This is a genomic window from Streptomyces sp. NPDC012508, from assembly GCF_042902595.1.
Classification (GTDB): Bacteria; Actinomycetota; Actinomycetes; order Streptomycetales; family Streptomycetaceae; genus Streptomyces.
This window is the reverse complement of the sequence record NZ_JBIBEO010000005.1, coordinates 352150-376874: the sequence shown is the minus strand read 5'-3', so window position 1 is coordinate 376874 and position 24725 is coordinate 352150. Positions and strand designations below refer to the sequence as shown.

18 protein-coding genes are annotated in these 24725 nt (G+C 73.0%); 16 read left to right on the top strand and 2 right to left on the bottom strand.

Annotated features, from left to right (window positions below):
• Window positions 1–28: 28 nt before the first annotated feature.
• Window positions 29–592, bottom strand: a complete 564-nt coding sequence (locus ACFY8U_RS19205) for an HNH endonuclease (protein WP_315893268.1) — start codon at window positions 590–592, stop codon at window positions 29–31.
• Window positions 593–806: 214 nt separating this feature from the next.
• On the opposite strand from ACFY8U_RS19205, the gene ACFY8U_RS19200 reads away from it, so the two are divergent.
• From ACFY8U_RS19200 to ACFY8U_RS19135, 14 genes are all read left to right on the top strand, one after another.
• On the top strand, window positions 807–1910 hold the full coding sequence (locus ACFY8U_RS19200) for a mechanosensitive ion channel family protein (protein ID WP_389571580.1): 1104 nt from the start codon (window positions 807–809) through the stop codon (window positions 1908–1910).
• Window positions 1911–2098: 188 nt separating this feature from the next.
• Window positions 2099–3313: an ROK family protein gene (locus ACFY8U_RS19195; RefSeq protein ID WP_389571578.1), complete on the top strand. Its 1215-nt coding sequence runs from the start codon at window positions 2099–2101 to the stop codon at window positions 3311–3313.
• Window positions 3314–3447: 134 nt separating this feature from the next.
• Entirely contained in the window at window positions 3448–4785 is a 1338-nt protein-coding gene (locus ACFY8U_RS19190) for an ABC transporter substrate-binding protein (protein ID WP_389571575.1), read from the top strand.
• A gap of 19 nt (window positions 4786–4804) precedes the next feature.
• Window positions 4805–5767 (top strand): carbohydrate ABC transporter permease, encoded by a 963-nt coding sequence (locus ACFY8U_RS19185; protein WP_389571572.1) that lies wholly within the window; start codon window positions 4805–4807, stop codon window positions 5765–5767.
• A 2-nt stretch (window positions 5768–5769) separates the two neighbouring features.
• Window positions 5770–6666 (top strand): carbohydrate ABC transporter permease, encoded by an 897-nt coding sequence (locus tag ACFY8U_RS19180; RefSeq protein WP_389571569.1) that lies wholly within the window; start codon window positions 5770–5772, stop codon window positions 6664–6666.
• A 7-nt stretch (window positions 6667–6673) separates the two neighbouring features.
• Window positions 6674–7939, top strand: coding sequence for a 6-phospho-beta-glucosidase (locus ACFY8U_RS19175; protein WP_389571567.1), 1266 nt, complete (start codon window positions 6674–6676; stop codon window positions 7937–7939).
• Window positions 7930–8901, top strand: a complete 972-nt coding sequence (locus ACFY8U_RS19170; RefSeq protein ID WP_389571564.1) for an N-acetylglucosamine kinase — start codon at window positions 7930–7932, stop codon at window positions 8899–8901. The genes ACFY8U_RS19175 and ACFY8U_RS19170 overlap by 10 nt, the downstream gene beginning before the upstream one ends.
• Before the next feature lie 245 nt (window positions 8902–9146).
• The gene (locus tag ACFY8U_RS19165; RefSeq protein WP_389571561.1) at window positions 9147–10604 is read left to right on the top strand and encodes a hypothetical protein; all 1458 of its coding nucleotides are present in this window, start codon (window positions 9147–9149) and stop codon (window positions 10602–10604) included.
• An 11-nt stretch (window positions 10605–10615) separates the two neighbouring features.
• The gene (locus ACFY8U_RS19160) at window positions 10616–11674 is read left to right on the top strand and encodes a glutamate ABC transporter substrate-binding protein (RefSeq protein ID WP_389571558.1); all 1059 of its coding nucleotides are present in this window, start codon (window positions 10616–10618) and stop codon (window positions 11672–11674) included.
• Window positions 11675–11689: 15 nt separating this feature from the next.
• A complete protein-coding gene (locus ACFY8U_RS19155) occupies window positions 11690–12967 on the top strand; it encodes a hypothetical protein (RefSeq protein ID WP_361435081.1) in 1278 nt (425 codons plus the stop codon).
• Window positions 12961–15564 (top strand): tetratricopeptide repeat protein, encoded by a 2604-nt coding sequence (locus ACFY8U_RS19150; protein WP_389571555.1) that lies wholly within the window; start codon window positions 12961–12963, stop codon window positions 15562–15564. Before ACFY8U_RS19155 ends, ACFY8U_RS19150 begins: the two co-directional genes overlap by 7 nt.
• A gap of 2 nt (window positions 15565–15566) precedes the next feature.
• Window positions 15567–16928 carry a PP2C family serine/threonine-protein phosphatase gene (locus ACFY8U_RS19145; RefSeq protein WP_389571552.1) on the top strand — a complete coding sequence of 454 codons (1362 nt, stop codon included), beginning with the start codon at window positions 15567–15569 and terminating at the stop codon, window positions 16926–16928.
• Window positions 16929–16990: 62 nt separating this feature from the next.
• On the top strand, window positions 16991–18319 hold the full coding sequence (locus ACFY8U_RS19140; RefSeq protein WP_389571549.1) for a VWA domain-containing protein: 1329 nt from the start codon (window positions 16991–16993) through the stop codon (window positions 18317–18319).
• A gap of 40 nt (window positions 18320–18359) precedes the next feature.
• The gene (locus ACFY8U_RS19135; protein ID WP_389571546.1) at window positions 18360–19625 is read left to right on the top strand and encodes an FHA domain-containing protein; all 1266 of its coding nucleotides are present in this window, start codon (window positions 18360–18362) and stop codon (window positions 19623–19625) included.
• Between the two features lie 7 nt (window positions 19626–19632).
• Here ACFY8U_RS19135 and ACFY8U_RS19130 read toward each other — a convergent pair whose 3' ends face one another.
• Entirely contained in the window at window positions 19633–20607 is a 975-nt protein-coding gene (locus ACFY8U_RS19130) for a methyltransferase domain-containing protein (RefSeq protein WP_389571543.1), read from the bottom strand.
• 88 nt (window positions 20608–20695) lie between these two features.
• Here ACFY8U_RS19130 and ACFY8U_RS19125 point away from each other — a divergent pair, with 88 nt between their 5' ends.
• On the top strand, window positions 20696–21097 hold the full coding sequence (locus ACFY8U_RS19125) for a globin (protein ID WP_361435087.1): 402 nt from the start codon (window positions 20696–20698) through the stop codon (window positions 21095–21097).
• 198 nt (window positions 21098–21295) lie between these two features.
• On the top strand, window positions 21296–24670 hold the full coding sequence (locus tag ACFY8U_RS19120; protein WP_389571540.1) for an FtsX-like permease family protein: 3375 nt from the start codon (window positions 21296–21298) through the stop codon (window positions 24668–24670).
• The last annotated feature ends 55 nt before the right edge of the window (window positions 24671–24725 follow it).

Here is a 24725-nt window from a genome sequence, read left to right as displayed (position 1 = left end):
GAAGGCCCGGGTACGACGAAGGCCCGGCTCAACCCGTCTTCACGGCCCCCGTGGGGGCGGTGGAGACGGCGTCGATCCGGGCCATCACGTCGTCCGCGCCGTACGGCTGCAGATAGGGCAGCCAGCGCGGGTCCCGATGTCCGGTCCCGATGATCCGCCAGGCCAGGCCGCTGGGCGGGGCGGGTTGATGGCGCAGGCGCCAGCCCAGGTCGTGCAGATGGCGGTCGGCCTTGACGTGGTTGCAGCGGCGGCAGGCCGCCACGACGTTCTCCCAGGCGTGCGTGCCCCCGCGGCTGCGCGGAATGACGTGGTCGACGCTGGTTGCGACGCCACCGCAGTACATGCAACGCCCGCCGTCACGGGCGAAGAGGGCCCGGCGGGTCAGAGGAACGGGCCCCCGGTAGGGGACCCGCACGAACCGCTTCAGCCGGACCACACTGGGTGCGGGGATGACGCGGGTCTCGCTGTGCAGGAAGGCGCCGGACTCCTCGAGGCAGAGTGCCTTGTTCTCGAGGACGAGGACGAGCGCGCGGCGGAGCGGTACGACGCCGAGGGGCTCGTACGACGCGTTGAGGACCAGGACATGCGGCACGGATGCCTCCTAATACGCCGGCGGCGCGTGGCTCGCGCCGGGACGAACTGCTCTCAGTCTCTCCTCATGCCTGGTCGGAGCGCCACCACGTACCGGTAACGGGCTTGAAGTGTTCTCGACCACATCGGCATCGTCTCTCCGTACATCCCCGCGTGAGGTCGGTCTCTCCCTCGAACAGGGCATCAGGAGTACACCCGATGCCCCGTTAGTGTGGATGTTCCGCGTACGCCACGCCTGGAGGTTCTACGTGCCCTGGTCCGCCCTGTCGGCCCTGTCGACCGCCGACGATCCGCAGCAGGTCCCCGTCACTCTCGACGAGGCCGCGGAGAAGGCGACGAACGCCGCGGGCTGGGTGGAGGAGAACTGGTCCACCTGGCTGAACACCGGTCTGCGCATCCTCCTCATCCTCGTCGTCGCCCTGCTGCTGCGGATGGCGATCCGCCGCGCCCTGACGAAGCTGATAGAGCGGATGAACCGCTCCGCCCAGGCGGTGGAGGGCACGGCGCTCGGCGGACTCCTGGTCAACGCCGAGCGGCGGCGGCAGCGCTCGGAGGCGATCGGCTCGGTGCTGCGCTCGGTGGCGTCGTTCGTGATCCTGGGCACGGCGGGGCTGATGATCCTCGGCGCGTTCCAGATCGATCTGGCGCCGCTGCTCGCCTCCGCCGGTGTCGCCGGTGTGGCGATCGGCTTCGGCGCCCGGAACCTGGTCACGGACTTCCTCTCCGGTGTCTTCATGATCCTGGAGGACCAGTACGGCGTCGGTGACTCGGTCGACGCGGGCGTGGCCTCCGGCGAGGTCATAGAGGTCGGTCTGCGTGTGACGAAACTGCGCGGCGTCGACGGGGAGATCTGGTACGTCCGCAACGGCGAGATCAAGCGGATCGGCAACCTCAGCCAGGGCTGGGCGACCGCGGCGGTCGACGTGACGGTCCGCCCGACGGAGGACCTGGACCGGGTGAAGTCGGTGATCGACGAGGCCACGGCGTCCATGGCGAAGGACGAGCCCTGGAACGAGCGGCTCTGGGGTCCGGTGGAGATCCTCGGTCTGACCGAGGTGCTCCTCGACTCGATGACCGTCCGGGTCTCGGCGAAGACGATGCCGGGCAAGGCGCTGGGCGTCGAGCGCGAGCTGCGGTGGCGGATCAAGCGCGCGCTCGACGCGGCCGGCATCCGGATCGTCGGCGGCGTCCCGGCCCCGGCGGAGGAGTCCGCGGCGGACCCGACGGCCGGTATGGCGGCCCCGTCGGTCTTCGCCTCGCCGACGTCCCCGCAGGGCGCGGCGGCGAGCCCGCTGCCGAAGCCGGACCTCGGCAAGTAACACCCGTCACGCCGTGTGACACGCCACGCACACTCACCGTGCATGAACGACGCCCCCGCAGGTAACGCTTTGGTTGCCTTCGGGGGCGTCGTGCGTGCGCGGGTATTGACGGCCCGGTGACGGCCGTCCTACGGTCCTCCCACCCAATAGGAAACTTTCCTAACAGTGAGAAGGGCGGGTGTATCGACATGGCCGGTACGACTCCGGGTACCCCCGGCACCCCACGAGTGCTGCGGGCCATGAACGACCGCGCGGCCCTCGATCTCCTCCTGGAGCACGGGGCCCTCTCCCGCACCCGGATCGGCAAGCTCACCGGCCTGTCCAAGCCGACCGCCTCGCAGCTGCTCGCCCGCCTCGAAGCCGCCGGGCTCGTCGTCGCCACCGGGACCACCGCGGGCCGGCCGGGACCCAGCGCGCAGCTGTACGCGGTCAACGCCCGGGCCGCCTTCGCCGCCGGACTCGACGTGACCCCGCGGCTCGTCCGCGCCGCCGTCGCCGACATCAGCGGCGAGGTCGTCGGCGAGTTCGAGCTCCCCACCCCGGGCCGCGCGGCCGACGACGTCGTACGGCAGGTCACCACCGCCCTCGACGGCGCCGCCAAGGACGCCGGGATCACCCGGGGCGAGGTGCACCGGCTCGTGATCGGCACCCCGGGCGCCTTCGACCCGGCCACCGGGCGCCTGCGGTACGCCTCCCACCTGCCGGGCTGGCACTCCCCCACGCTCCTGGAGGAGCTGGCGGCCGCGCTCCCGATGCCGTTCGAGTACGAGAACGACGTCAACCTGGTGGCCGTCGCCGAGCAGCGCCTCGGCGCCGCCCGGGGCCACGAGGACTTCGTGCTGCTCTGGAACGAGGAGGGCCTCGGCGCCGCCCTCGTCCTCGGCGGCCGGCTCCACCGCGGTTTCACCGGCGGTGCCGGCGAGGTCGGCTTCCTGCCCGTGCCCGGCACCCCGCTCGTACGGCAGGTGACCAAGGCCAACTCCGGCGGTTTCCAGGAACTGGCCGGCGTCCAGGCGGTGCCCCGGATCGCGCGTGCCCTGGGCATCGAGACCACCGAGCATCCCTTCGTACCCACCGCGTCCCGGCTCCTCGCCCACGCCGCCGCGCACCACGGCGAAGACCCGCGCTACGCGGCCCTCCTCGACCAGTACGCGGAGCGCCTGGCCACCGGTCTCGCCTCCCTCGTCGCCGTACTCGATCCCGAGGTCGTCGTCCTCTCCGGTGCGGCGATCGCCTCCGGCGGGGAACCGCTGCGCGAGCGCGTCCAGTCCGAGCTGGCCGAGCTCGCCGCCTCCCGGCCACGGCTCGTCCTCGGAGGCGTGGACCGGCACCCCGTCCTGCGCGGGGCCCTGGAGAGCGCCCTCGCCACCACGCGCGACGAGGTCTTCGACACGTCCCGGTAGACCACGGGCGGGGCGCGGGGCCGCGGACGCACTTCCTGCCCGCAGCGCCCGCACCGCCCGCCTCGCCCGCCTCGCCCCGCACCGCCCGTAGTCCCCCTTCCCCCGTCGACCCCTCCGCCACAGGGAGTTCCGTCATGCCCGTACGCCCGCGCAGAGCCGCCGTCGCACTCGCCGCCACCGCCTCGATCGCCCTTCTCGCCTCGGCCTGTACGGGCTCGGCGGACAACAAGGCGAGCGACGACCCGAACGCCGAGACCACGATCACCTTCTGGCACGGCTGGTCGGCGCCCTCCGAGGTCAAGGCGATCCAGGACAACGTCGCCCGCTTCGAGAAGGCCCACCCGAACATCAAGGTGAAGGTCGTCGGCAACATCAACGACGACAAGCTCAGCCAGGCGCTGCGCGCGGGCGGCTCCAACGGTCCCGACGTGGCCGCCTCCTTCACCACGTCCAACGTCGGCAAGTTCTGCCACTTGGGCGCGCTGGCGGACCTGAAGCCCTTCCTGGAGAAGGACAAGGTCGACCTCGACAAGACCTTCTCGAAGGTCCTCCAGGACTACACCCAGTTCGAGGGCAGGCGCTGCTCGCTGCCGCTGCTCTCCGACGCGTACGGGCTCTACTACAACAAGGACGCCTTCAAGGCCGCCGGCATCACCGCCCCGCCGAAGACCTGGTCGGAGTTCTCCGAGGTCGCCAAGAAGCTGACCAAGGAGAAGGGTGACAGCTACGAGCAGCTCGGCTTCATGCCGAACTACCTCGGCTACGAGACCGTCCCGAGCCACTACATGTCGCAGTGGGACCACACGTACTTCGACGAGAGCGGCAAGTCGAACCTCGCCAAGGACCCCGGCTTCGCCGAGATGCTGACGTACCAGAAGTCGCTGGTCGACGGCCTGGGCGGGTTCGCGAAGCTGGACAGGTACCGCACCACCTTCGGTGACGAATGGGGCGTCAAGCACCCCTTCCACACCGGTCAGGTCGCCATGCAGCTGGACGGCGAGTGGCGGCTGAACTTCATCAAGGACGCCAAGGTCGACTTCGAGGTCGGTGTCGCGCCGCTGCCGGTCGCCGACGACGAGGTGGCCGAGTACGGCAAGGGCTACCTCTCCGGCACGATCATCGGCATCGCGCCGCAGAGCAGGAAGCAGAACGCGGCCTGGGAACTGGTCAAGTACATGACCATGGACACCGAGGCGGTGGTGAACTTCGCCAACGGCATCGGCAACGTCCCCTCCACCCTGGAGGCGCTGAAGTCCCCGAACCTGAAGGTCGACGAGCGCTTCAAGGTCTTCCTGGACATCGCCCAGCACCCCGAGTCCTCCACCTCGGACGGCGCGGTGAACGGCTCCACGTACCAGGACACCTTCCAGGACTTCGCCCAGAAGTACGAGAAGGGCCAGGTCAAGGACCTGAAGAAGGGCCTTGAGGAGACGGCGGCCCAGATCGACCGCGACATCGCCCAGGCGAAGTAAGACCCGGGACCGGTACCTCATGTCCACCGACTCACTCGAAGCGCGTCGGGCCGCGCTGCGGTCGAAGCGCGTGCGCGGCGCGCTTCGTACCGCGGCGTTCATGTCGCCCTGGCTGATCGGCTTCAGCGTCTTCTTCGCGTACCCGCTCGTCTCGACCGTCTACTTCTCGCTGATGAAGTACGACGGCCTCAACCCGCCGACCTGGCGGGGCCTGGACAACTGGACGTACGTCTTCTCCGACCTGCCGAAGTTCTGGCCGGCGATGCAGAACACCCTCTGGCTGGCGGTCGTCATGGTCGCCTGCCGGGTGGTGTTCGGCCTCGGCATCGGCATGCTCGTCACCAGGATCAAAACCGGCGCGGGGGTCTTCCGCACCCTGTTCTACCTGCCGTACCTGGCCCCGCCGGTGGCCGCGACGCTCGCCTTCGTCTTCCTGCTCAACCCGGGCACGGGGCCGGTCAACTCGCTCCTGGAGGCCGTCGGGATCCCCGCGCCGTCCTGGTTCAACGACACCGCCTGGGCCAAGCCGGCGCTGACCGTCCTCGCCGTGTGGGGCGTCGGGGACCTCATGGTCATCTTCATGGCCGCGCTGCTGGACGTACCGAAGGAGCAGTACGAGGCGGCGGAGCTGGACGGGGCCTCGGCCTGGCAGCGGTTCCGCTACGTCACCCTGCCGAATATCTCGCCGATCGTCCTCTTCGCGGTCGTCACCGGGATCATCGGCGCGATGCAGTACTACACCCAGCCGATCGTGGCGGCGAAGGTGGCGTCCGGCGTGATGGGCGGCTCCGGCCAGACCTTCGAGCCGGGCTACCCGGACGACTCCACGCTGACCCTGCCGCAGCTGGTCTACAACCTCGGCTTCGGCCGCTTCGACTACGGCGCGGCCAGCGTCGTGGCCCTCGTCCTGTTCGCCCTCTCCATGGCCTTCACGGCGCTGCTCATGCGCCGGCGGGGCGGCCTGATCGGCTCGGGTGACTGACCATGACCTCCCTTTCCACGCTCGACCGACCCGTGCGCGAGACGTCCGCGGACGGCGCCCGGACGACGGCCCGTCGCAAGGCGCTTCTCCACTGGATCGCCGTGCACTCCCTCGGGACGGCCGCGGCCCTGTTCTTCGTGCTGCCGTTCGTCTTCGTCTTCCTGACGTCCCTGATGAGCGACCAGCAGGCGCTCACCCGCGACCTCACGCCGAACTCCTGGCACTGGGACAACTACGTCCGGGTCTTCGATACCCCCGGCTTCCTGTCCTGGTGGAAGAACTCCCTGCTGTACGCGGGGCTCGGCACCGCGCTCGTGGTGGTGTCCTCGATCCCGGTGGCGTACGCGCTCGCCAAGTTCCGCTTCCGGGGACGGCATCTGTCGCTGCTGCTCGTCATCTCGATGATGATGCTGCCGCCGCAGGTGATCATCATTCCGATGTACCTGTTCTGGGCCAAGCAGATGGACCTCTCGGGGACGCTATGGCCGCTGATCATCCCGATGGCCTTCGGCGACGCCTTCGCGATCTTCCTGCTGCGCCAGTTCCTGCTGACGATCCCGAACGAGTACATCGAGGCCGCGAAGATCGACGGCTGCGGCGAACTGCGCACCCTGCTCAAGGTCGTGCTCCCGATGGCGAAGCCCGGCATCGCCGCCGTGGCGCTGTTCCAGTTCTTCTACTGCTGGAACGACTACTTCGGACCGCAGATCTACACCTCCGACAACCCGGCGGCGTACACGCTGAGCTACGGACTGGAGTCCTTCAAGGGCGCGCACCACACCGACTGGAATCTGACCATGGCCGCGACCGTGCTGGTCATGGCCCCCGTGATCCTCGTCTTCTTCTTCGCCCAGAAGGCGTTCGTCGAGGGAGTCACACTGACCGGAGTGAAGGGCTAGCCGAAAAATGAAGCTCGCTGTCGTGGGGGGCGGCTCCACCTACACCCCCGAACTGATCGACGGATTCGCGCGGTTGCGCGACACCCTGCCCGTCACCGAACTCGTCCTCGTCGACCCGGCCGCCGACCGGCTCGAACTGGTCGGCGGGCTCGCCCGGCGGATCTTCGCCAAGCAGGGCCACGAGGGGAAGATCGTCACCACCTCCGACCTCGACGCCGGGGTGGAGGGCGCGGACGCCGTGCTGCTCCAGCTGCGGGTCGGCGGCCAGGCGGCCAGGAACCAGGACGAGACCTGGCCGCTGGAGTGCGGCTGCGTGGGCCAGGAGACCACCGGCGCCGGCGGTCTCGCGAAGGCGCTGCGCACCGTGCCGGTGGTCCTGGACATCGCCGAGCGGGTCCGGCGCACCAACCCGGACGCCTGGATCATCGACTTCACCAACCCCGTCGGCATCGTCACGCGCGCGTTGCTCCAGGCCGGCCACAAGGCGGTGGGGCTCTGCAACGTGGCCATCGGCTTCCAGCGGAAGTTCGCGCAGCTGCTGGACGTGACCCCGGCCGAGATCCACCTCGACCACGTCGGGCTCAACCATCTGACCTGGGAGACCGCCGTACGGCTGGGCGGCCCGGAGGGCGAGAACGTGCTGCCGCGGCTGCTCGCCGAGCACGGTGACACGCTCGCCGACGACCTGCGTCTGCCGCGCCTGGTCATGGACCGCTTCGGCGTCGTCCCCTCGTACTACCTGCGCTACTTCTACGCGCACGACGAGGTCGTACGGGAGCTGGGCACCAAGCCCTCGCGGGCGGCCGAGGTCGCGGCGATGGAGAAGGAGCTCCTGGAGATGTACGGGGACCCGGCGCTCGACGAGAAGCCGGCGCTCCTCGCCAAGCGGGGCGGGGCCTTCTACTCGGAGGCTGCCGTGGACCTCGCCGCGTCCCTGCTGGGCGGGGGAGGTTCTCCGTACCAGGTGGTGAACACGTACAACAACGGCACGCTGCCGTTCCTCGCCGACGACGCCGTGATCGAGGTGCAGGCGGCGGTGGGGCCGAACGGTGCGACGCCGCTGCCGGTGGCCCCGCTCGACCCGCTGTACGCCGGGCTGATCTCCCATGTGACCGCGTACGAGGAGCTGGCTCTGGAGGCGGCGCTGCGCGGTGGCCGCGACCGGGTGTTCAAGGCGCTGCTCGCGCACCCGCTGGTCGGGCAGTACGAGTACGCCGAGGGCCTCACCGACCGGCTGATCGCCCACAACCGGGAGCACCTCGCGTGGGCGTGAATGCGGCGTTCCTGGCGGTCGACGCGGGCAACAGCAAGACGGACGTGGCGATCGTGGGGGCGGACGGGACCGTGCTCGGCTCGGCGCGCGGCGGCGGGTTCCAGCCGCCCGTGGTCGGCGTCGAGGCGGCCCTGGACGTCCTGGCGGAGGCGGTGGGGCGGGCGGCCGGGCCGACGGGTCTCCCGCTGGAGTTCACGCATGTCTCCGCATGTCTCGCCAACGCCGATCTCCCCGTGGAGGAGGCGGAGTTGCAGGCCGGCTTGGAGGCGAGGGGCTGGAGCCGCTCCGTACGGGTCCACAACGACACGTTCGCCGTCCTGCGCGCAGGGCTCGACGAGCCGCGCGGGGTCGCCGTGGTGTGCGGGGCGGGGATCAACTGCGTCGGGATGCTGCCCGACGGGCGGACCGCCCGCTTCCCCGCCCTCGGGAAGATCTCCGGCGACTGGGGCGGCGGCAGCGGACTCGCCGAGGAGGCGCTCTGGTTCGCCGCCCGGGCGGCGGACGGGCGGGGTGAACCGACGGCGCTGGCTCGGGAGTTGCCCGCACACTTCGGGCTGCCGACCATGTACGCGCTGATCGAGGCGCTGCACCTGGGGCGCATCGCCTACGAGCGACGGCACGAGCTGACGCCGGTGCTGTTCCGTACGAGCGCCGGGGGCGACGCGGTCGCCCGCTCGCTGGTGCGGCGGCTGGCCGAGGAGGTCGTGGCGCTGGCGGCGGTCGCGCTCGGCCGGCTCGGGCTGCTGGACGAGGAGGCTCCGGTGATGCTGGGCGGCAGCGTGCTGGCCGCGCGCCATCCCGAGCTGGACGGCCTGATCGCCGAACTCCTCGCGGTGAGGGCGCCGAAGGCCACGGTCGGGGTGGTCACCGCGCCGCCGGTACTGGGCGCGGCGCTGCTCGCCCTGGACGAGGTGGCGGCGGCGCCGGAGGCCGCGGCGCGGCTGCGGCTCCACTACGCCTGAGGTTCCGCGGACGGCCACGGGGCGCCTCCCTGACGGGGGCGCCCCGTCGCTGTTTCACCCGTTCGTGGCAGGCCCGCGTGGGAACCGATTTCGGCCGGGAGGCGTATTCATAGCAGGGGGTTCGCCTACGGGGGTGGCGCGAGATGGGGCACGATAGGAACAAGATCCAGTCAATCCTGGTGTGCGGGTGGGGCCCCTGAGGCCATACTGCTGGCCGGGAACGTCGGACCGAGGGGGAGGCCACGTTGACACACCCGCCCAATGCGCCCGCCGCCTCGGCGCCGGGCACCACACCCGTGCACCCGGGTCCTGGTGTGCCCGCGCAGGCGTCGCCGCCGTCCGGCGTGCCCGTGTCCCCGTCCTCCCTCGCGCCGTCACCGGCCGGGCCGCCCGCCGGGCGCGGGCCCTGGGACGAGGTCCGCGTGCGGGTGCGCCGCGCGGCCACGACCGAGCCGGGCCGCCTCCAGATCCTCGGTGCCGTACTGGCCCTGCTGGTCGTCGCGTTCGGCGCCGTCACCGCGTACGAGGTCTCCGACCGGGCCGGCTCCGCCGACGACGTGGTGAGCCGCAGCCAGCCCCTGAGCGCCGACGCGGCGGACATCTACCGCTCGCTCGCCGACGCCGACACGGCCGCGGCCAGCGCCTTCCTGTCCAAGGAGCGGGACCCCGCCGACCTCCAGAAGCGGTACACGGACGACATCACCACCGCGTCCCGGCTCCTGGTCAAGGCGGCCGCGAGCACCGGCGGCTCGTCGGAGTCCGCCCGCGAGATCACCACCCTCAACGAACAACTCCCGCGCTACACCGGCCTGATCGAGCGGGCGCGCGCCGCCAACCGGCAGGGCCTGCCGCTCGGCGGCGCCTATCTGCGGTACGCGAACCAGCTGATGACCACACAGCTGCTGCCCGCGGCCGAGCGGCTGTACGAGGCCGAGACCGCGCGGCTCCAGCAGGACGACGAGGACGCCCGCGACTGGCCGTTCCTCTCCCTCGCCCTCGGCGTCGCCGCCCTCGCCGTCCTGGTCTGGGCGCAGCGCCGCACCTACGCGCGGACGAACCGGGTGTTCAACCACGGGCTGCTCGCCGCGACCGCCGCCTCCGTGATCGTGCTGCTCTGGCTCGCGGCGGCCCACACCGTCGCCCGCGCGGGCCTGAACGACGCCCGTGAGCACGGGCAGAGCTCGCTCCAGGTCCTCAACGCCGCCCGGATCAGCTCCCTGAAGGCGCGGGCCAACGAGAACCTGACGCTGGTCGCCCGGGGCGCGGTCCTCACCGACGACGGCAAGAGCGACAAGTACGAGACCGACTACACGACCAGCATGAAGTCGCTGACGACCGCGCTCGCCGAGGCCCGTGAGCTGGCCGACGACGACGCCGGCCGCGATCCGCTCGCCGCCGCCGCCGACCGTACGGCCGACTGGCGGGAGCGCCACAAGGACGCCCGGGACAAGGACGACGCGGGCAACTACGAAGGCGCGCGGACCAGTGTCGTCGGACCGGGCGCCTCCACGGGGCAGTCCTTCGACCAGGTCGACGCGGCCCTGAAGCAGGCCCTGGACCACGAGCAGAGCGAGTTCACCCAGGCCGCCGAGGGCGGCCGGGGCGCGCTCACCGCCCTCCCGGTGGGCGCGGCCTCGCTCGCGATCCTGGGCGCGGCGGGCGCCGTCATGGGCATCAACCGCAGGCTGTCGGAGTACCGGTGAGAGGGGGCGGGATGCGGAACGGCGTCGACGGCGCGAGGAAGCGCGGCCCGGCCCGGTTCCTCGGCGGGCGTCCCCTGGGACGGCTGCGCGGCTGGGGCGGTGTCGGGGCGATGGCGGTGGCCTGTGGGCTGACCGCGTCGCTGACGCTGCTGCCGCTGACCCACAGCGCGACCGGCGCCCCGGTCTCCCCCGCGGTGACCGGCCCGGGCGTCGGTGCCGGCGTGCAGGTCAAGTCGGACACCTGCCGGAACCCCGAGGCGTCGCTCACTCCGTCCACCGACGACGGCCCGGCCGTGGAGGCGATCAAGGCGCGCGGGAAGCTCGTCGTCGGCGTCGACCAGAACAGCTTCAACTGGGGGTACTACAACCCCGAGACCAGAGAGCTGGAAGGGTTCGACATCGCGCTCGCCAAGGCGATCGCCAAGGACCTGCTGGGCTCCGAGGACGCGATCATCTTCCGTACGATCCCCACCAACCAGCGGATCGCGGCGCTGGACAGCGGGAAGGTCGACCTCGTCGTCCGCACGATGACGATCAACTGCAAGCGGATCGGGCAGGTCGCCTTCTCCACGGCGTACTTCCAGGCCGGACAGCAGGTCCTCGCGCCCAAGGACTCGACCGGCATCACCGGGTACGACTCCTCGCTCAGCGGCAAGCGGGTCTGCACGGCGGAGGGCTCCACGGCCTACGAGGCCCTGGAGAACAACTCCTTCGGCGCCACGTTCAAGGACGAGGGCGACGGCACCAAGCAGGACAAGGACCGCTTCACCGTCCCGAACCAGCTGGACTGCCTGGCCCGGCTCCAGATGGGCGAGGTCGACGCCGTCGTCACCGACAACGCGCTGGCGGCGGGGCAGGCCGCGCAGGACCCGGCCGTGGAGCTCAAGGGCCGGCCGTTCACCACCGAGTACTACGGAGTCGCCGCCAAGCTCGGCAACGACGACCTGGTCCGCCGGGTCAACCAGGTCCTGGTGCAGTACCGCCAGGGCGCCTGGACGGCGGCGTACGACAAGTGGCTGAAGGCGGACCTGCCCGGGATATCCGGGCCGCCCGCACCCATGTACAAGTAGAGCGAGAGGTGATCGATGGGCGTCGCGGGCACCCCCGGGCCGGTGATGGACCGGGACGAGGTGGACCGTGCCCTGGCGCGGCTCGGCGCGGAGCACAAGGCGATCGAGGACTCGCTGCTGGCGCTCCAGGACCACGCGGGCCGCAGGCTGCTCGAAGGCGCCGAGCTGACCGGGACCACCCGGGACCGCTGGCAGTCCACCGAGCGGACGATCACCCTGCTCTGGACGTACTTCGACGCGTACACGGACGCCCTGCACGACGCCCGTGAGCTGCGGGCACGCCGGCGCTGGGCCAGCCGCGAGGACCTGGTGGAGCTGACCGAGCGGCTGCGCGGCGAGAGCGTGCTCGTCGCGGGCGGGGCGCAGCAGCAGGCCCTGCTCTCCGAGCGGTTCACTCTGGAGGCGCTCGTACGGCGGATGAACGAGCTGTACGCCTCCTCGCTCGACATGGTCGTGACCGCCGACGCCGTCTGGTCCGCGCTGCCCGCCCGGATAGACCTCCTCGCCGCCGAGCTCGGGCGGACGCGCTCGCTCGCGCACTCCGTGGGGGTCCGGCCCGGGGAGCATCCGGCGGGCGACGAGCTGGAGGAGATCACCGCCGAGCTGACCGCGCTGCGCACCCAGGTCGTCACCGACCCGCTGGCCTTCTGGCGGCCCGCGGCCGGGAGTTCGGCGCCGGGCGGCGGACGGCCGGACACCGAGCGGTACGACCGGGCGGCCCGCGCGCTCGAGGACATCCGGCGGGAGATCGAGGCGGTCCTCGCGGTCCGGCAGGACTCCGAGGAGCGGCTGCTGCGGCTGCGGGACGTCCTCTCGCGCGCCGACCGGACGCTCGCCGAGGCCCGGATGGCGCGCGGCGAGGTCCTCGCCAAGATCGCCGCCTCCGAGGTGCCGGCGGTCAGCGGCCCGCCGACGGTCCTCCAGGAACGGCTCTCGACGGCCGCCGAGTACCGCAGACACGCACAGTGGCACCGGCTCTCGCCGCTCCTGGAGTCCCTGGAGCAGGAGGCCGAGGACGAACTGCAGCGCGCCCGCGCGTCCTTGACCGCCGTCACCGCGCCGCTCGCGGTCCGCGCCGAGCTGCGTGGCCGGCTCGACGCGTACAAGGCGAAGGTGGCCAGGCTCGGCGCGGCGGAGGATCCCCTGCTGATCGAGCGGTACGACGTGGCGCGCCGGATGCTGTGGAGCGCGCCCTGTGACCTGCGCGTCGCCGAGCAGGCGGTCCTGCGCTACCAGCAGGCCGCGGCGGAGGTTCTGTCCGGACCCAGAGATGCCAGGGGGAGTCAGTGGTGAGCACCTGTCAGCGTCCCTCGTGCGAGGGATCGTACGAGGACATGGGCGGCGGCGAGCTGTACTGCGACACCTGCGGGCTCGCGCCGGTCGTCGCCGCGGGCGGAATGCTCCAGGCCAACCCGACCGGGATGGCGGTGCCCGGCAAGGGGTCGGCGTCGTCCCGTCCGAGCTCGCGCGCCTCGTCCCGGAGCTCCTCGCGCTCCTCCCGCTCGTCCACGTCCCGCCGTTCGGTCTCCGGGCGTCTGTCGCGCTCCCTGTCGGGTGGCAGCAGCGGCCGTTCGGTGTCGGTGCGCAGCTCGGGCTCGTCGACCGCCCAGTCGGGGCGGAACCGGCTGGGCGCCGGGCTGGTCGCGATCCCCGAGGTGCCGCGCCCCGACCCGCGCGCCGCGGTGATGGAGAACCCCGAGGTTCCCGAGCGGAAGCGATTCTGCTCGCGCTCAGACTGCGGTGCTCCGGTGGGCCGTTCGCGCGGCGACCGGCCGGGCCGTACGGAAGGCTTCTGCACCAAGTGCGGCCATCCGTACTCCTTCGTGCCGAAGCTGCGCGGCGGGGACGTCGTGCACGGGCAGTACGAGGTCGCGGGCTGTCTCGCGCACGGCGGCCTCGGCTGGATCTACCTCGCCGTCGACCGGGCGGTCTCCGACCGGTGGGTCGTCCTCAAGGGCCTGCTGGACACCGGCGACCAGGACGCGATGGCGGCGGCGATCTCCGAGCGCCGCTTCCTCGCCGAGATCGAGCACTCCAACATCGTCCGGATCTACAACTTCGTCGAGCACCTCGACGCCCGCACCGGCTCCCTCGACGGTTACATCGTCATGGAGTACGTCGGCGGCAAGGCGCTCAAGGAGATCGCCAACGACCGCCGCACGCCGGACGGCCGGCGCGATCCGCTGCCGGTCGAGCAGGCCTGCGCGTACGGGATCGAGGCCCTGGAGGCGCTCGGCCATCTGCACAGCCGGAACCTGCTGTACTGCGACTTCAAGGTCGACAACGCGATCCAGAGCGAGGACCAGCTCAAGCTGATCGACATGGGCGCGGTCCGGCGGATGGACGACGACGAGTCCGCGATCTACGGCACGGTGGGCTACCAGGCCCCGGAGGTGGCCGAGGTCGGCCCGTCGGTGGCGAGCGACCTGTACACGGTGGCGCGCACGCTCGCCGTGCTGACCTTCGACTTCCAGGGGTACACGAACGTCTTCGTCGACTCGCTGCCCGACCCGGAGCACATCGAGGTCTTCCGGACGTACGAGTCGTTCTACCGTCTCCTGGTCCGCGCGACGGACCCCGACCCGGCCCGCCGATTCGCCTCCGCGCAGGAGATGGCGGAGCAGCTGACGGGCGTCCTGCGCGAGGTCGTCGCCCTCCAGTCCGGCCGTCCGCGTCCGGCCCTTTCGACCCTGTTCGGCACCGAACTGCGGGTCACGGACACGGAGTTGTTCGCCGAGCTGGCGGAGGACGTCTCCCTCCTGGGCGCCCGGCAGCAGGGACGTGGGCGGGGGCGCGGCGCGGCGGGGGGCGGCGTGGCGCTGCCCGTCGCAGCCGGGGGCGGCACGGCGCTGCCCGTCGCAGCCGGGGGCGGCACGGCGCTGCCCGTCGCAGCGGTCCCCGCGCAAGGCGCGCCGCTCCCCGCACCGGCCGGCGCCGTCCCCGCGCATGCGCCGGGCGGGGCGTTTCTCGCGTCGCTCGACGGGCGGGCCGCTTCGCTCGCGCTGCCCGTGCCCCGGGTGGACCCCGGGGACCCCAACGCCGGATTCCTCGCGGGCCTGATGGCCTCCGCCCCGGCCGAGCTGATCAGCGCCCTGGGGCATGCGCCCGCGCCCTCCCTGGAGCTGCGGCTGCGCGAGCTGCGGGCCCTCCTGGAGATGGCCGACCTCGGCTCCGCCGGGCGCGCCCTCGCCACGCTGGAGGAGGAGCACCCGGACGACTGGCGGGTCGTCTGGTACCGCGGCGTCGCCTCCCTGGTGACCGGTGACCACGCGCACGCGGCGCTGGCCTTCGACGCGGTCTACGACGCGTTCCCCGGTGAGCCCGCGCCCAAGCTGGCGCTGGGCATCTGCGCCGAGGTGCTCGGCCAGCTGGACAACGCCGCCGAGTACTACCGCCTGGTGTGGGCGACCGACCCGAGCTATGTGAGCGCCGCGTTCGGGCTCGCCCGGGTGCGCCTCGCGGCCGGCGACCGTACCGGAGCCGTACGGACCCTGGAGTCCGTACCGGAGGCGTCCATCCACTACACGGCCGCCCGGGTCGCGGCCGTACGGGCGCGGCTGCGGCGGCGTGCGGCGCACGAACCGCTCGGCGCGGACCTGACGGCCGCCGCGGCTCAGGTCTCGGCGCTCCAGGACTTCGGTCTGGACGCGGTGCGCCGCGAGCGGTTGTCGACGGAGGTCCTCGGCTCGGCGCTCGACTGGGTACTCTCCGGGAGTCCCGGAACTGCTCCGGGCGGGGCACGGCTGCTCGGCAGCGAACTGGACGAGCGCGGACTGCGCTTCGGTCTCGAACGCTCGTACCGGGTGCTCGCCCGGCTCGCTCAGCGGGGCGAGGAGAGGATCGAACTGGTGGAGCGGGCCAACCGTTTCCGCCCCCGGACGTGGGTGTGAGTATGTCCCAGAAGCCCCAGCACGAATTCTCCGCCTGCCCTGGCTGCGCGGAGCCGCTGGAGTCGGGTGACCGGTTCTGCGGGGCGTGCGGCTACGACCTCGCGGCCGTCCCGGCCGCGGCCCCGGAGCCGGACCGTCCGACGGTGGCGATCGGTACGCCGGTGAACTGGCCCGAGCCCCCTCCCCGCGAGCCGGGCTCCCTCTCGACGGCCACACAGCACCCGGGTGACCTCCCGGGCACGGACTCGGGCGGCCGCGACCTGCCGACGATGGCGGTCCGCACGGACGACCCGTCCAGGCCCGAAGCCTCGGGTGCCTCGCTCGCCGCCGAGGCCGCGGTCAGTCCGGAGCCGCCCGTCTCCCCCGCCCCCGAGGGGGACTTCACCCTCGCCGCGCCCGACCCCCGCGCCGCCGCACAGCTCGCCACCCCGCCCGCCGGGACCAAGCTGTGCGTCGCCTGCCGGGCCGGGGCCGTGGACGCCGACGGGTACTGCGAGAACTGCGGGCACGCCCAGCCGCGCGAGCGCGACCACATGGAGCAGGAGCTCTCCACCGTCGCCGCCGTCAGCGACCGCGGGCTGCGCCACCACCGCAACGAGGACGCGTTCACGGTCTCGGCCACCGCCCTGCCCGACGGCTCCCCCGCCTCCCTGGCGATCGTCTGCGACGGCGTCTCCTCCGCGACCCGCCCCGACGAGGCCTCCGCGGCCGCCGCCCGGGCGGCCGGGCAGTCGCTGCTCTCCGCCCTGCCCCGCGGCACGCACCCGCAGCAGGCCATGCACGAGGCGATCGTCGCCGCCTCCGAGGCGGTCAACTCCCTCGCCGAGGAGCCCGGCCAGGACGGCATGGAGCACGATCAGCACCGCCACCAGAACGCCCCGGCCTGCACCATCGTCGGCGCGATCGTCGCCGACGGACTGCTGATCGTCGGCTGGGTCGGCGACAGCCGCGCCTACTGGGTGCCGGACGACCGCACGTCCCCGCCCGCCCGTCTCACCCAGGACGACTCCTGGGCCGCGCAGATGGTCGCCACGGGCCTGATGAACGAGGCGGAGGCGTACGCCGACGCGCGCGCCCACGCCATCACCGGCTGGCTCGGCGCCGACGCGTACGAACTGGAGCCGCACACCGCCGCGTTCAAGCCCGACCGCCCCGGGGTGGTCGTGGTCTGCACCGACGGCCTCTGGAACTACGCCGAGGCCGCCGACGACATGGCCCGGGTCGTGCCCGCAGACGCCGCGGGGCGCCCTCTGCACGGCGCCCAGGTGCTGGTCGGACACGCCCTCGACGGCGGGGGCCACGACAACGTAACAGTGGCCCTGCTGCCGTTCACCCTCGTGCCGCAAGGGGCAGGATCGGCCTGAGCGGTCGCCGGAGCCCCTGCCTCTTTCACCCTTCACGCTTGTCTGTCGAGGAGCCTCAACCCATGGCGAACTTCTCCAAGTCGAACGTGCCGCAGTTCTCGGTGGACGTGTACCAGAACGAGTTCCTGCCGGAGAACGGCCGCGAGGTCAACGCCATCGTCACGGTCACCTCGACCGGGGGCGGTACGAGCGGCCGCGCGGCGCTGAGCGGTTCCGACGCGGACGCCGGCGTGGTGATCATGGTCGACTGCTCCGGCTCGATGGAGTACCCGCCGACGAAGATGCGCGGCGCCCGTGATGCCACGGCCGCCGCCATCGACGCCCTGCGCGACGGCACCTCCTTCGCCGTCGTCGCCGGTACGCACGTGGCCAAGGAGGTCTACCCGGGCGACGGCCGGCTCGCCGTCGCCGGGCCGGCGACCCGTGGCCAGGCCAAGGACGCACTGCGCCGGCTGAGCGCGGGCGGGGGTACCGCGATCGGCACCTGGCTGCGTCTCGCGGACCGGCTGCTCGGCTCCGCCGAGGTGTCGATCCGGCACGGCATCCTGCTCACCGACGGGCGCAACGAGCACGAGTCGCCCGAGGACCTGCGGGCCGCGCTGGACGCGTGCGCGGGCCGCTTCACCTGTGACGCACGTGGTGTCGGTACCGACTGGGAGGTCAAGGAGGTCACCGGCATCGCCTCGGCGCTGCTCGGCACCGCCGACATCGTGGCCGATCCGCAGGGACTCACGGCGGACTTCACGGCGATGATGGAGAACACCATGGGCAAGGAGGTCGCGGACGTCGCGCTCCGCCTGTGGACTCCGGTCGGGGTGGAGATCGGGTTCGTGAAGCAGGTCGCGCCGACGGTCGAGGAACTGACCGCCCGCCGTACGGAGGCGACCGCCCGGGCCGGGGACTATCCGACCGGATCGTGGGGCGACGAGTCCCGCGACTACCACGTCTGCGTACGGGTTCCCCAGGCCGGAATCGGCCAGGAGATGCTCGCGGCCCGGGTCACGCTGATCGTCCCCGATCCGCTGGGCGACGCCCCGAAGACGCTCGGCCAGGGGCTGGTACGGGCCGTGTGGACGGACGACATGGCGATGTCGACGTCGATCAACCCCCAGGTCGCGCACTACACCGGCCAGGCCGAGTTGGCGCAGGTCATCCAGCAGGGACTGGACGCCCGCAAGTCCGGCGACCACGACGGGGCCACGGCGAAACTGGGGCGCGCGGTGCAGTTGGCGGCCGCGTCCGGCAACGAGGACACTGCGAAACTCCTTTCGAAGGTGGTGGACGTCGTCGACGCGGCGACGGGTACTGTGCGTTTGAAGGCGAAGGTCGCGGATGCGGACGAGATGACTCTCGAGACCCGCTCCACCAAGACCGTTCGCGTCAAGAAGTAGCCCGGCCACGGGCCGGACGACGAGAGGGGGAAGCACCGACATGCCGACCTGCCCGAACGGACACCAGTCGGTCTCCGACGACTGGTGCGAGGTCTGCGGCCACCGCATGACCGGGGCGGGTGCGCCGGCGGGTGCCGTACCGCCGCCTCCCCCGCCGCCGCCCGCGTACGGCTATCCCGGGCCCGGCGGTCCCGGCGGTCATGCCGGTGGTCCCCCCGGCCCCCCGCCCGGGGGCTACGACCCGAACGCGACCGCCCAGGCGGAGCTCTGCCCGCAGTGCCGCACCCCGCGCGAGGCCATGGCCCCGTTCTGCGAGGAGTGCCGCTGGAACTTCCTGACCAACACCGCGACCTCGTACACGCCGGTCGCGCCGCCCTCGCCGCAGCAGAGCCCGCCTCCGGGCCTCAACCTGCCGCCGGGCTTCCAGTCGTCGCCGCCGCGGCCGCCGCAGCCCCAGCAGCCGGATCCGTACGAGTACCAGGGCTCGCGGCCCTCGCAGATGAACCGGCCGGCCGAGCCGCTCTCCGCCGACCCCACGCACCACCAGGCGCCGCCGCAGCGCCCGCCGGCCCCGCAGCAGCCGCAACAGCAGCCGCCGCAGGGGTTCCAGCAGGGCCCGCCGCAGCCTCCGCCGTCCTTCTTCCAGGCACCGCCGCCGGGCGCACCGCCCGCGCAGCAGGGTCCGCCTGCGCCTCCGGTCGCGCCGCAGCGGCAGGCGCCGCCCGGTGGGGGCGGCGACGACTGGCTGCTGCCCCCGCCCTCGCAGCCGCAGGCTCCGCCGCAGCAGCATCATCAGCCGCAGGCGCCTCAGCAGCCGCACCCGCACCCGCAGGCACCTCAGCACCCGCATCAGCCCCAGCAGCAGCCACAGCAGCAGCAGTACCAGCCGCCGCGGCCCGCCGCCGGCTGGTCGGCGTACATCGGGCCGGACCGCGAGTACTTCCTGGCGATGATGCAGCGCAGCGGCCCGGAGGCCACGGGCCTGAACCTGCCCGCGTACTCCCCCGAGAAGCACCTGACGCTCCAGGGCAACCAGATCAGCATCGGCCGCCGCCGGCACTCCACCGGCGAGTCCCCGGACATCGACCTCTCGGTGCCGCCGGAGGACCCGGGTGTCTCGCACCAGCACGCCGTGCTGGTGCAGCAGCCGGACGGCTCGTGGGCGGTGGTGGACCAGAACTCCACCAACGGCACCACGGTCAACGGCGCCGAGGAACCGATTCAGCCCTACGTGCCCGTCCAGCTCCAGGACGGTGACCGCGTGCACGTCGGCGCCTGGACGACGATCACGATCAGGCGCGGCTAGCGTCCGCTCAGCCGCTCGGCAGTGGCCAGGCGTACGGTCCCTCCGGGCCGTCCAGCCAGGCCCACTGCCGGCCGCCGCTCACCGTCACCCCGAAGCGCTCCCGCTCCGGCTGCCTCTCGCGCTGCCAGAGCGCGAGCGCTTCGCGCGCGTCGAGGGTCGCCTCCACCAGCGTGCGCAGGAACTGGAAGCGTTCGTCGTCGAACACCTGCCGGGGCAGCCCCATCGGCCGCCCGCGCGGGAAGCGGGCGTTCCCGCCGCGCAGGGCGACGAAGTACGCGGACGTGGCCAGGAATCGCCCCTCGGCGTGCGCCGCGTCGCGGACCCGGAGCCGGAGCAGCCCGGTGGAGACCGGCGCGAGGACGACGGCGCCGGGGCGGCACTGCGCGAGCCAGGCGTACGGGATCGACGGCAGCGTGCAGGTCGCGATGATCCGGTCGAAGGGAGCGCGCCCGGCGCAGCCGCGGGCGCCGTCGCCGGTGATCACGGCGGGCCGGTGTCCGGCGGCGGCGAGATGGGCCCGGGCGGACTCGGTGATCTCCTCGTCGATGTCGACGGTGGTGACGTGCTCCGCGCCGAGCCGGTGGCTGAGCAGGGCCGCGTTGTAGCCGGTGCCGGCGCCGATCTCCAGGACGTCGTGACCGTCCCGTACGTCCAGCGCCTCCAGCATCTCGGCCATCAGGGAGGGCTGGCTGGAGGACGTGACGAGCTCGCCGTCCCGTACCCGGGTGGCCAGCGGTGCGTCCCGGTAGGCCCCGCGCAGCCAGCGGGTGCGCCGGGCGGGGTCGGGGTCGCCTGACCAGAGACGTTCGTAGCCGCCGATCCCGGAGACGTAGTAGGAGGGGACGAAGAGATGCCGGGGCACGTCCGAGAAGGCCGCGCGCCAGGCGGGGTCGCCCAGCGCGCCGTACGCCTCGATCTCCCGCACCAGCGCCCGTCGCGCCCGCGCGCCGTCCTCGGCGAACTCGTCCCGCTGAGCGCCCATGCCTCCACTGTCCTGCGCGGGCGGTGGGGAGGCGAGTGGTCCTGGACCTCCGGTCCCCGGTCCGGCCATCTGAGACGATGGAACGGTGATGGAGATTCCGCGCGGCACACTTCAGGAGCAGACCTTCTACGAGCAGGTGGGTGGCGAGGAGACCTTCCGGCGTCTCGTCCGCCGCTTCTACCAGGGAGTCGCGGAGGACCCGCTGCTGCGCCCCATGTACCCCGAGGAGGACCTCGGCCCGGCGGAGGAGCGCCTCGTGCTCTTCCTGATCCAGTACTGGGGCGGCCCCCGCACGTACAGCGACAACCGCGGCCATCCGCGTCTGCGGATGCGGCACGCGCCGTTCGCGGTCGACAAGGCGGCCCACGATGCCTGGCTGAAGCACATGCGCGCGGCGGTGGACGAGCTCGGCCTGGCGCCGGAGCACGAGAGCCAGCTGTGGAAGTACCTGACGTACGCGGCGGCATCGATGGTGAACACCGCGGAGTGAGCTGACACCGCGGGGTGAGCCGACCCCGCGGGGTGACGGAGCGCCGCGGTGTGACCGAACACCGCGGATCGCCGCATTCCGGAGCGAGACCGCCGAATAACGGTCACGATCGAGTCAAGGTCCTCCTGCAAGCGGTTTCCACCGACACATGCCCTCTGAAAGCATCGGACGAACGTTCGGCGGGGTTCAGGGGGATGCGTGACCGGCTTCGTACTGCTGCGTGTGCGGGCGCACCGGTTGCTGCTCGCCGCGGCGCTCCTCGCCGTCCTGCTGACCACCTCCGTGCTCGCGACCCTCGCCGCGTTCTCGGGCTCCATCGGCGACGCCGCCCTGCAGGGCACGCTCCGGGGGCGCGCCGCGCCCGCCGCCGCGCTGGTGGTGACCGGACAGGTGCAGCCGGCCCGGCGCGAGAGCGCCGACACCGCCACGCGGGAGGCGGCCGGCCGGACCTTCGACGGGCTGCCGGTGACCGTACGGAAGCTGGAGCGATCCGGCCCGTACGCGCTGCCACGCACCCTGCAGACTCCGGCCGCACGCCTGGGCGAGCCCGACCTCACCCACTTCGCGGCCCTCGACCGTTCGCGGCTCGCGCTCGTCAAGGGCGCGTGGCCGGACGGCACGGTCGACACCGTGATCGACGTGGCGGTGCCCGAGGAGGCCGCCAGGCGGCTGCGGATCGGGCCGGGGACCGTACTCGACCTCGCCGACCGGTTCGGCGGGAAACCGGTGCGGGCGCGGGTCACCGGCGTGTACCGGCCCGCCGATCTCACCGATCTGTACTGGCAGTTGGACCACGCGGGCGGGCGCGGTGTGAAGACCGTGGACTTCACGACGTACGGTCCCCTGCTCACCGACCCCGCCGTGCTCCGCTCCGGGCGGATCACCTCCGGTGAGACGGCCTGGCTGGCCACCGCCGACTTCACCGGCGTCACCACCGACCGCATGGACGCGCTGCGCACCTCCGCGTCGGCCGAGCCGAAGGCGCTGACCGCCGACACCGCCCCCTTCGGCGGCGCCGTCAGCGCGCACACCGCGCTGCCGACCGTCCTGGAGCAGACGGAGCGGTCTCTGCTCGTCTCCCGGTCCACGCTGATGATCGTCGCCGTGCAGCTGGTGCTGCTCGCCGCGTACGCCCTCCTCCTCGTCGCCCGGCTGCTCAGCTCCGAGCGGTCGGGCGAGACGGCGCTGCTGCGGGCCCGCGGCGGTTCACGGCGCCGGATCGCCGCGCTCGCCGCCGCCGAGGCGCTGCTGCTCGCCCTGCCCGCGGCCCTGATCGCCCCGCTGCTCGCGGGTCCGCTGACCCGGCTGCTCGCGGGCCGCGCCTCGCTCGACGCGCTCGGCGTACGCCTCGACGGCGCCCCGCTCGGCCAGGTGTGGCTGGTCGCGGCGCTGGTCGCCGTGGCCTGTGCGGCCGCCGTCGTGGCCCCCGCGCTGAGCACCGGGGACGACGGTGCCGTCACCCTGCGCAAGGGGCGTGCGGCGGCGCTGCCCGCGCCCGTACGGGCCGGGGCGGACGTCGGTCTGCTCGCCGTCGCGGCCGTGGCCTACTGGCAGCTCGACCGGCAGACCGGTGGGTCCGGCGAGGGCTCGGGCCGCGGTGCGCTCAGCGGCGACCGCGGAGGTTCGCTCGGCGTCGATCCGCTGCTCGTCGCCGCCCCCGCGCTCGCGCTGCTCGCCGGCACCGTCCTGACCCTGCGGCTGCTGCCGCCCACCGCCCGCCTCGCCGAGCGGCGTGCCGCGAGCGGGCGCGGACTTCCGGCCGCGCTCGCCGGCTGGCAGTTCAGCCGCCGCCCGCTGCGCGGCGCGGGCCCGGTGCTGCTGCTCGTCCTCGCCGTCGCGATGGGCATGCTCGCCGTCGGACAGAGCGCGTCCTGGGACCGCTCGCAGGCGGACCGGGCCGACTTCCGTACGGGAACGCCGCTCCGGGTCCTCAGCGGCGGTGGCGCGGACCCGTCCCTGGCCGGGCAGTACACGGCCCTGCCGGGGGTCCGTTCGGTCGCTCCGGCGCACCGCGCCACGACGAGCTTCGCGGGCAACCGCACCGCGACCGTCCTCGCCCTCGACACCCGGCACGCCGCCGACGGCTTCCTGCTCCGCGAGGACCTCGCGGACGCCCCGGCCCGCGAGCTGCTCCCGTCGCTCGCCCCGAAGGCGGGTCCGCGCCCGGGGATCGTCCTGCCGGCCGACGTTCGTGGCCTGACGTTCGAGCTGCGGCGCACGGCGCCGCGCGGGACGTCCCCGGCGCAGGTGACGGTGGTCGTGGAGGACCCGTACGGCGTTCCGTACCGTCAGCTCCTCGGGCCGCTGCCCGCCGACGGCAGGTCGCACCGGCTCACCCTCGACCTGGGCGGTCCGGGTGAGGCCCGGAGCACGGACCTGGGCGGTCCGGGTGAGGCCCGGAGCACGCCCGTGGGCCCGTTGACGCTGACGGCCGTGGAGCTGGACGGAACGGTCGTCGACGGGCAGGACGGGAAGCAGACCTTCGCCGTCGAGCGGCTCGCCTCCCGCCACGAGGGCGGCTCCGAGCGCCCGGTCGACGCCGTCCGCTCCCTCGTCTCCTGGCGCGCCGGCTACCAGGAGACCAGCGGTGGCGATCCCGGGGGCCCGGTCGCGCTGACCGGACGGGCCGTCGGTCCGACGCCGTACGAGCTCGGGTTCACGACCGGCATCACGGAGCCGCGGATGCCGTCGGGCCAGAAGGACTTCGGGCTGCGGATCACCGCGCCGCGCACGGCGCCGCCGGCGACGCTGAGCGGGGTGGCGACGGACGCGTTCCTCTCGGCCGCCGGGGCGAAGCGGGGCGACCGGGTCGAGGTGTCCCTCGGCAGCCTGCACCTGAACGTGACGATCGTGGACACCGTACGGGAGCTGCCGACCACCGGCGCCGGGGCCACGACGCTGTCCGCGTCCGCCCCGGCCGCCACGCCCGACGACGGGGGCGCGCTCCTGGTCGATCTGGACGCGGCGAACCGGTTCCTCTCCGCCGACCCCACCGCGGCCCTCCAGCCCAACGAGTGGTGGCTGACCACCGCGCCCGGCCGCGCCGACGACGTGGCGCGGGCCCTGCGCGCCCGGCCCGACACCGAGCCGGCGCAGGTGCTCGTACGGGACGAGGCCGCGGCCGAGCTGCTCGGCGATCCGCTCGGCGCGGGCCCCAACGCGGCGCTGATGGCGGTCGCGGTGGCCGCGGCGGCGCTCGCGGCGGTCGGCTTCGCGGTGAGCGCGGCCGGCTCGACGCGTGAACGGTCCGCGGAGTTCGCGGTGTTGCGGGCGCTGGGCGCACCGCGCCGCCAGCTGGCCCGGCTGATCGCCGCCGAGCAGGGCCTGCTGGTCGGGATCGGCCTGCTGGTGGGTGTGGCGCTGGGCGCGGTGCTGACCCGGGCCGTGGTCCCCCTGATCGTGCTGACCGGTCAGGCGGCGCAGCCCGTCCCCCGCGTCCTGGTCCACCTCCCGCCCGGGCATGTGGCTCTGCTGCTCGCCGGGGTCGCCGCGCTGCCGCTGCTGATCGTCGCCACGATCGCGCTGCGCCGCACCGACCCGGCCGTGACCCTGCGGCACCAGGGGGACCAGTGACGCGCCGCGACGACCGCCTGCCTCCCCCGCCTCCGCCTCCTCCCCCGCCCGCCAG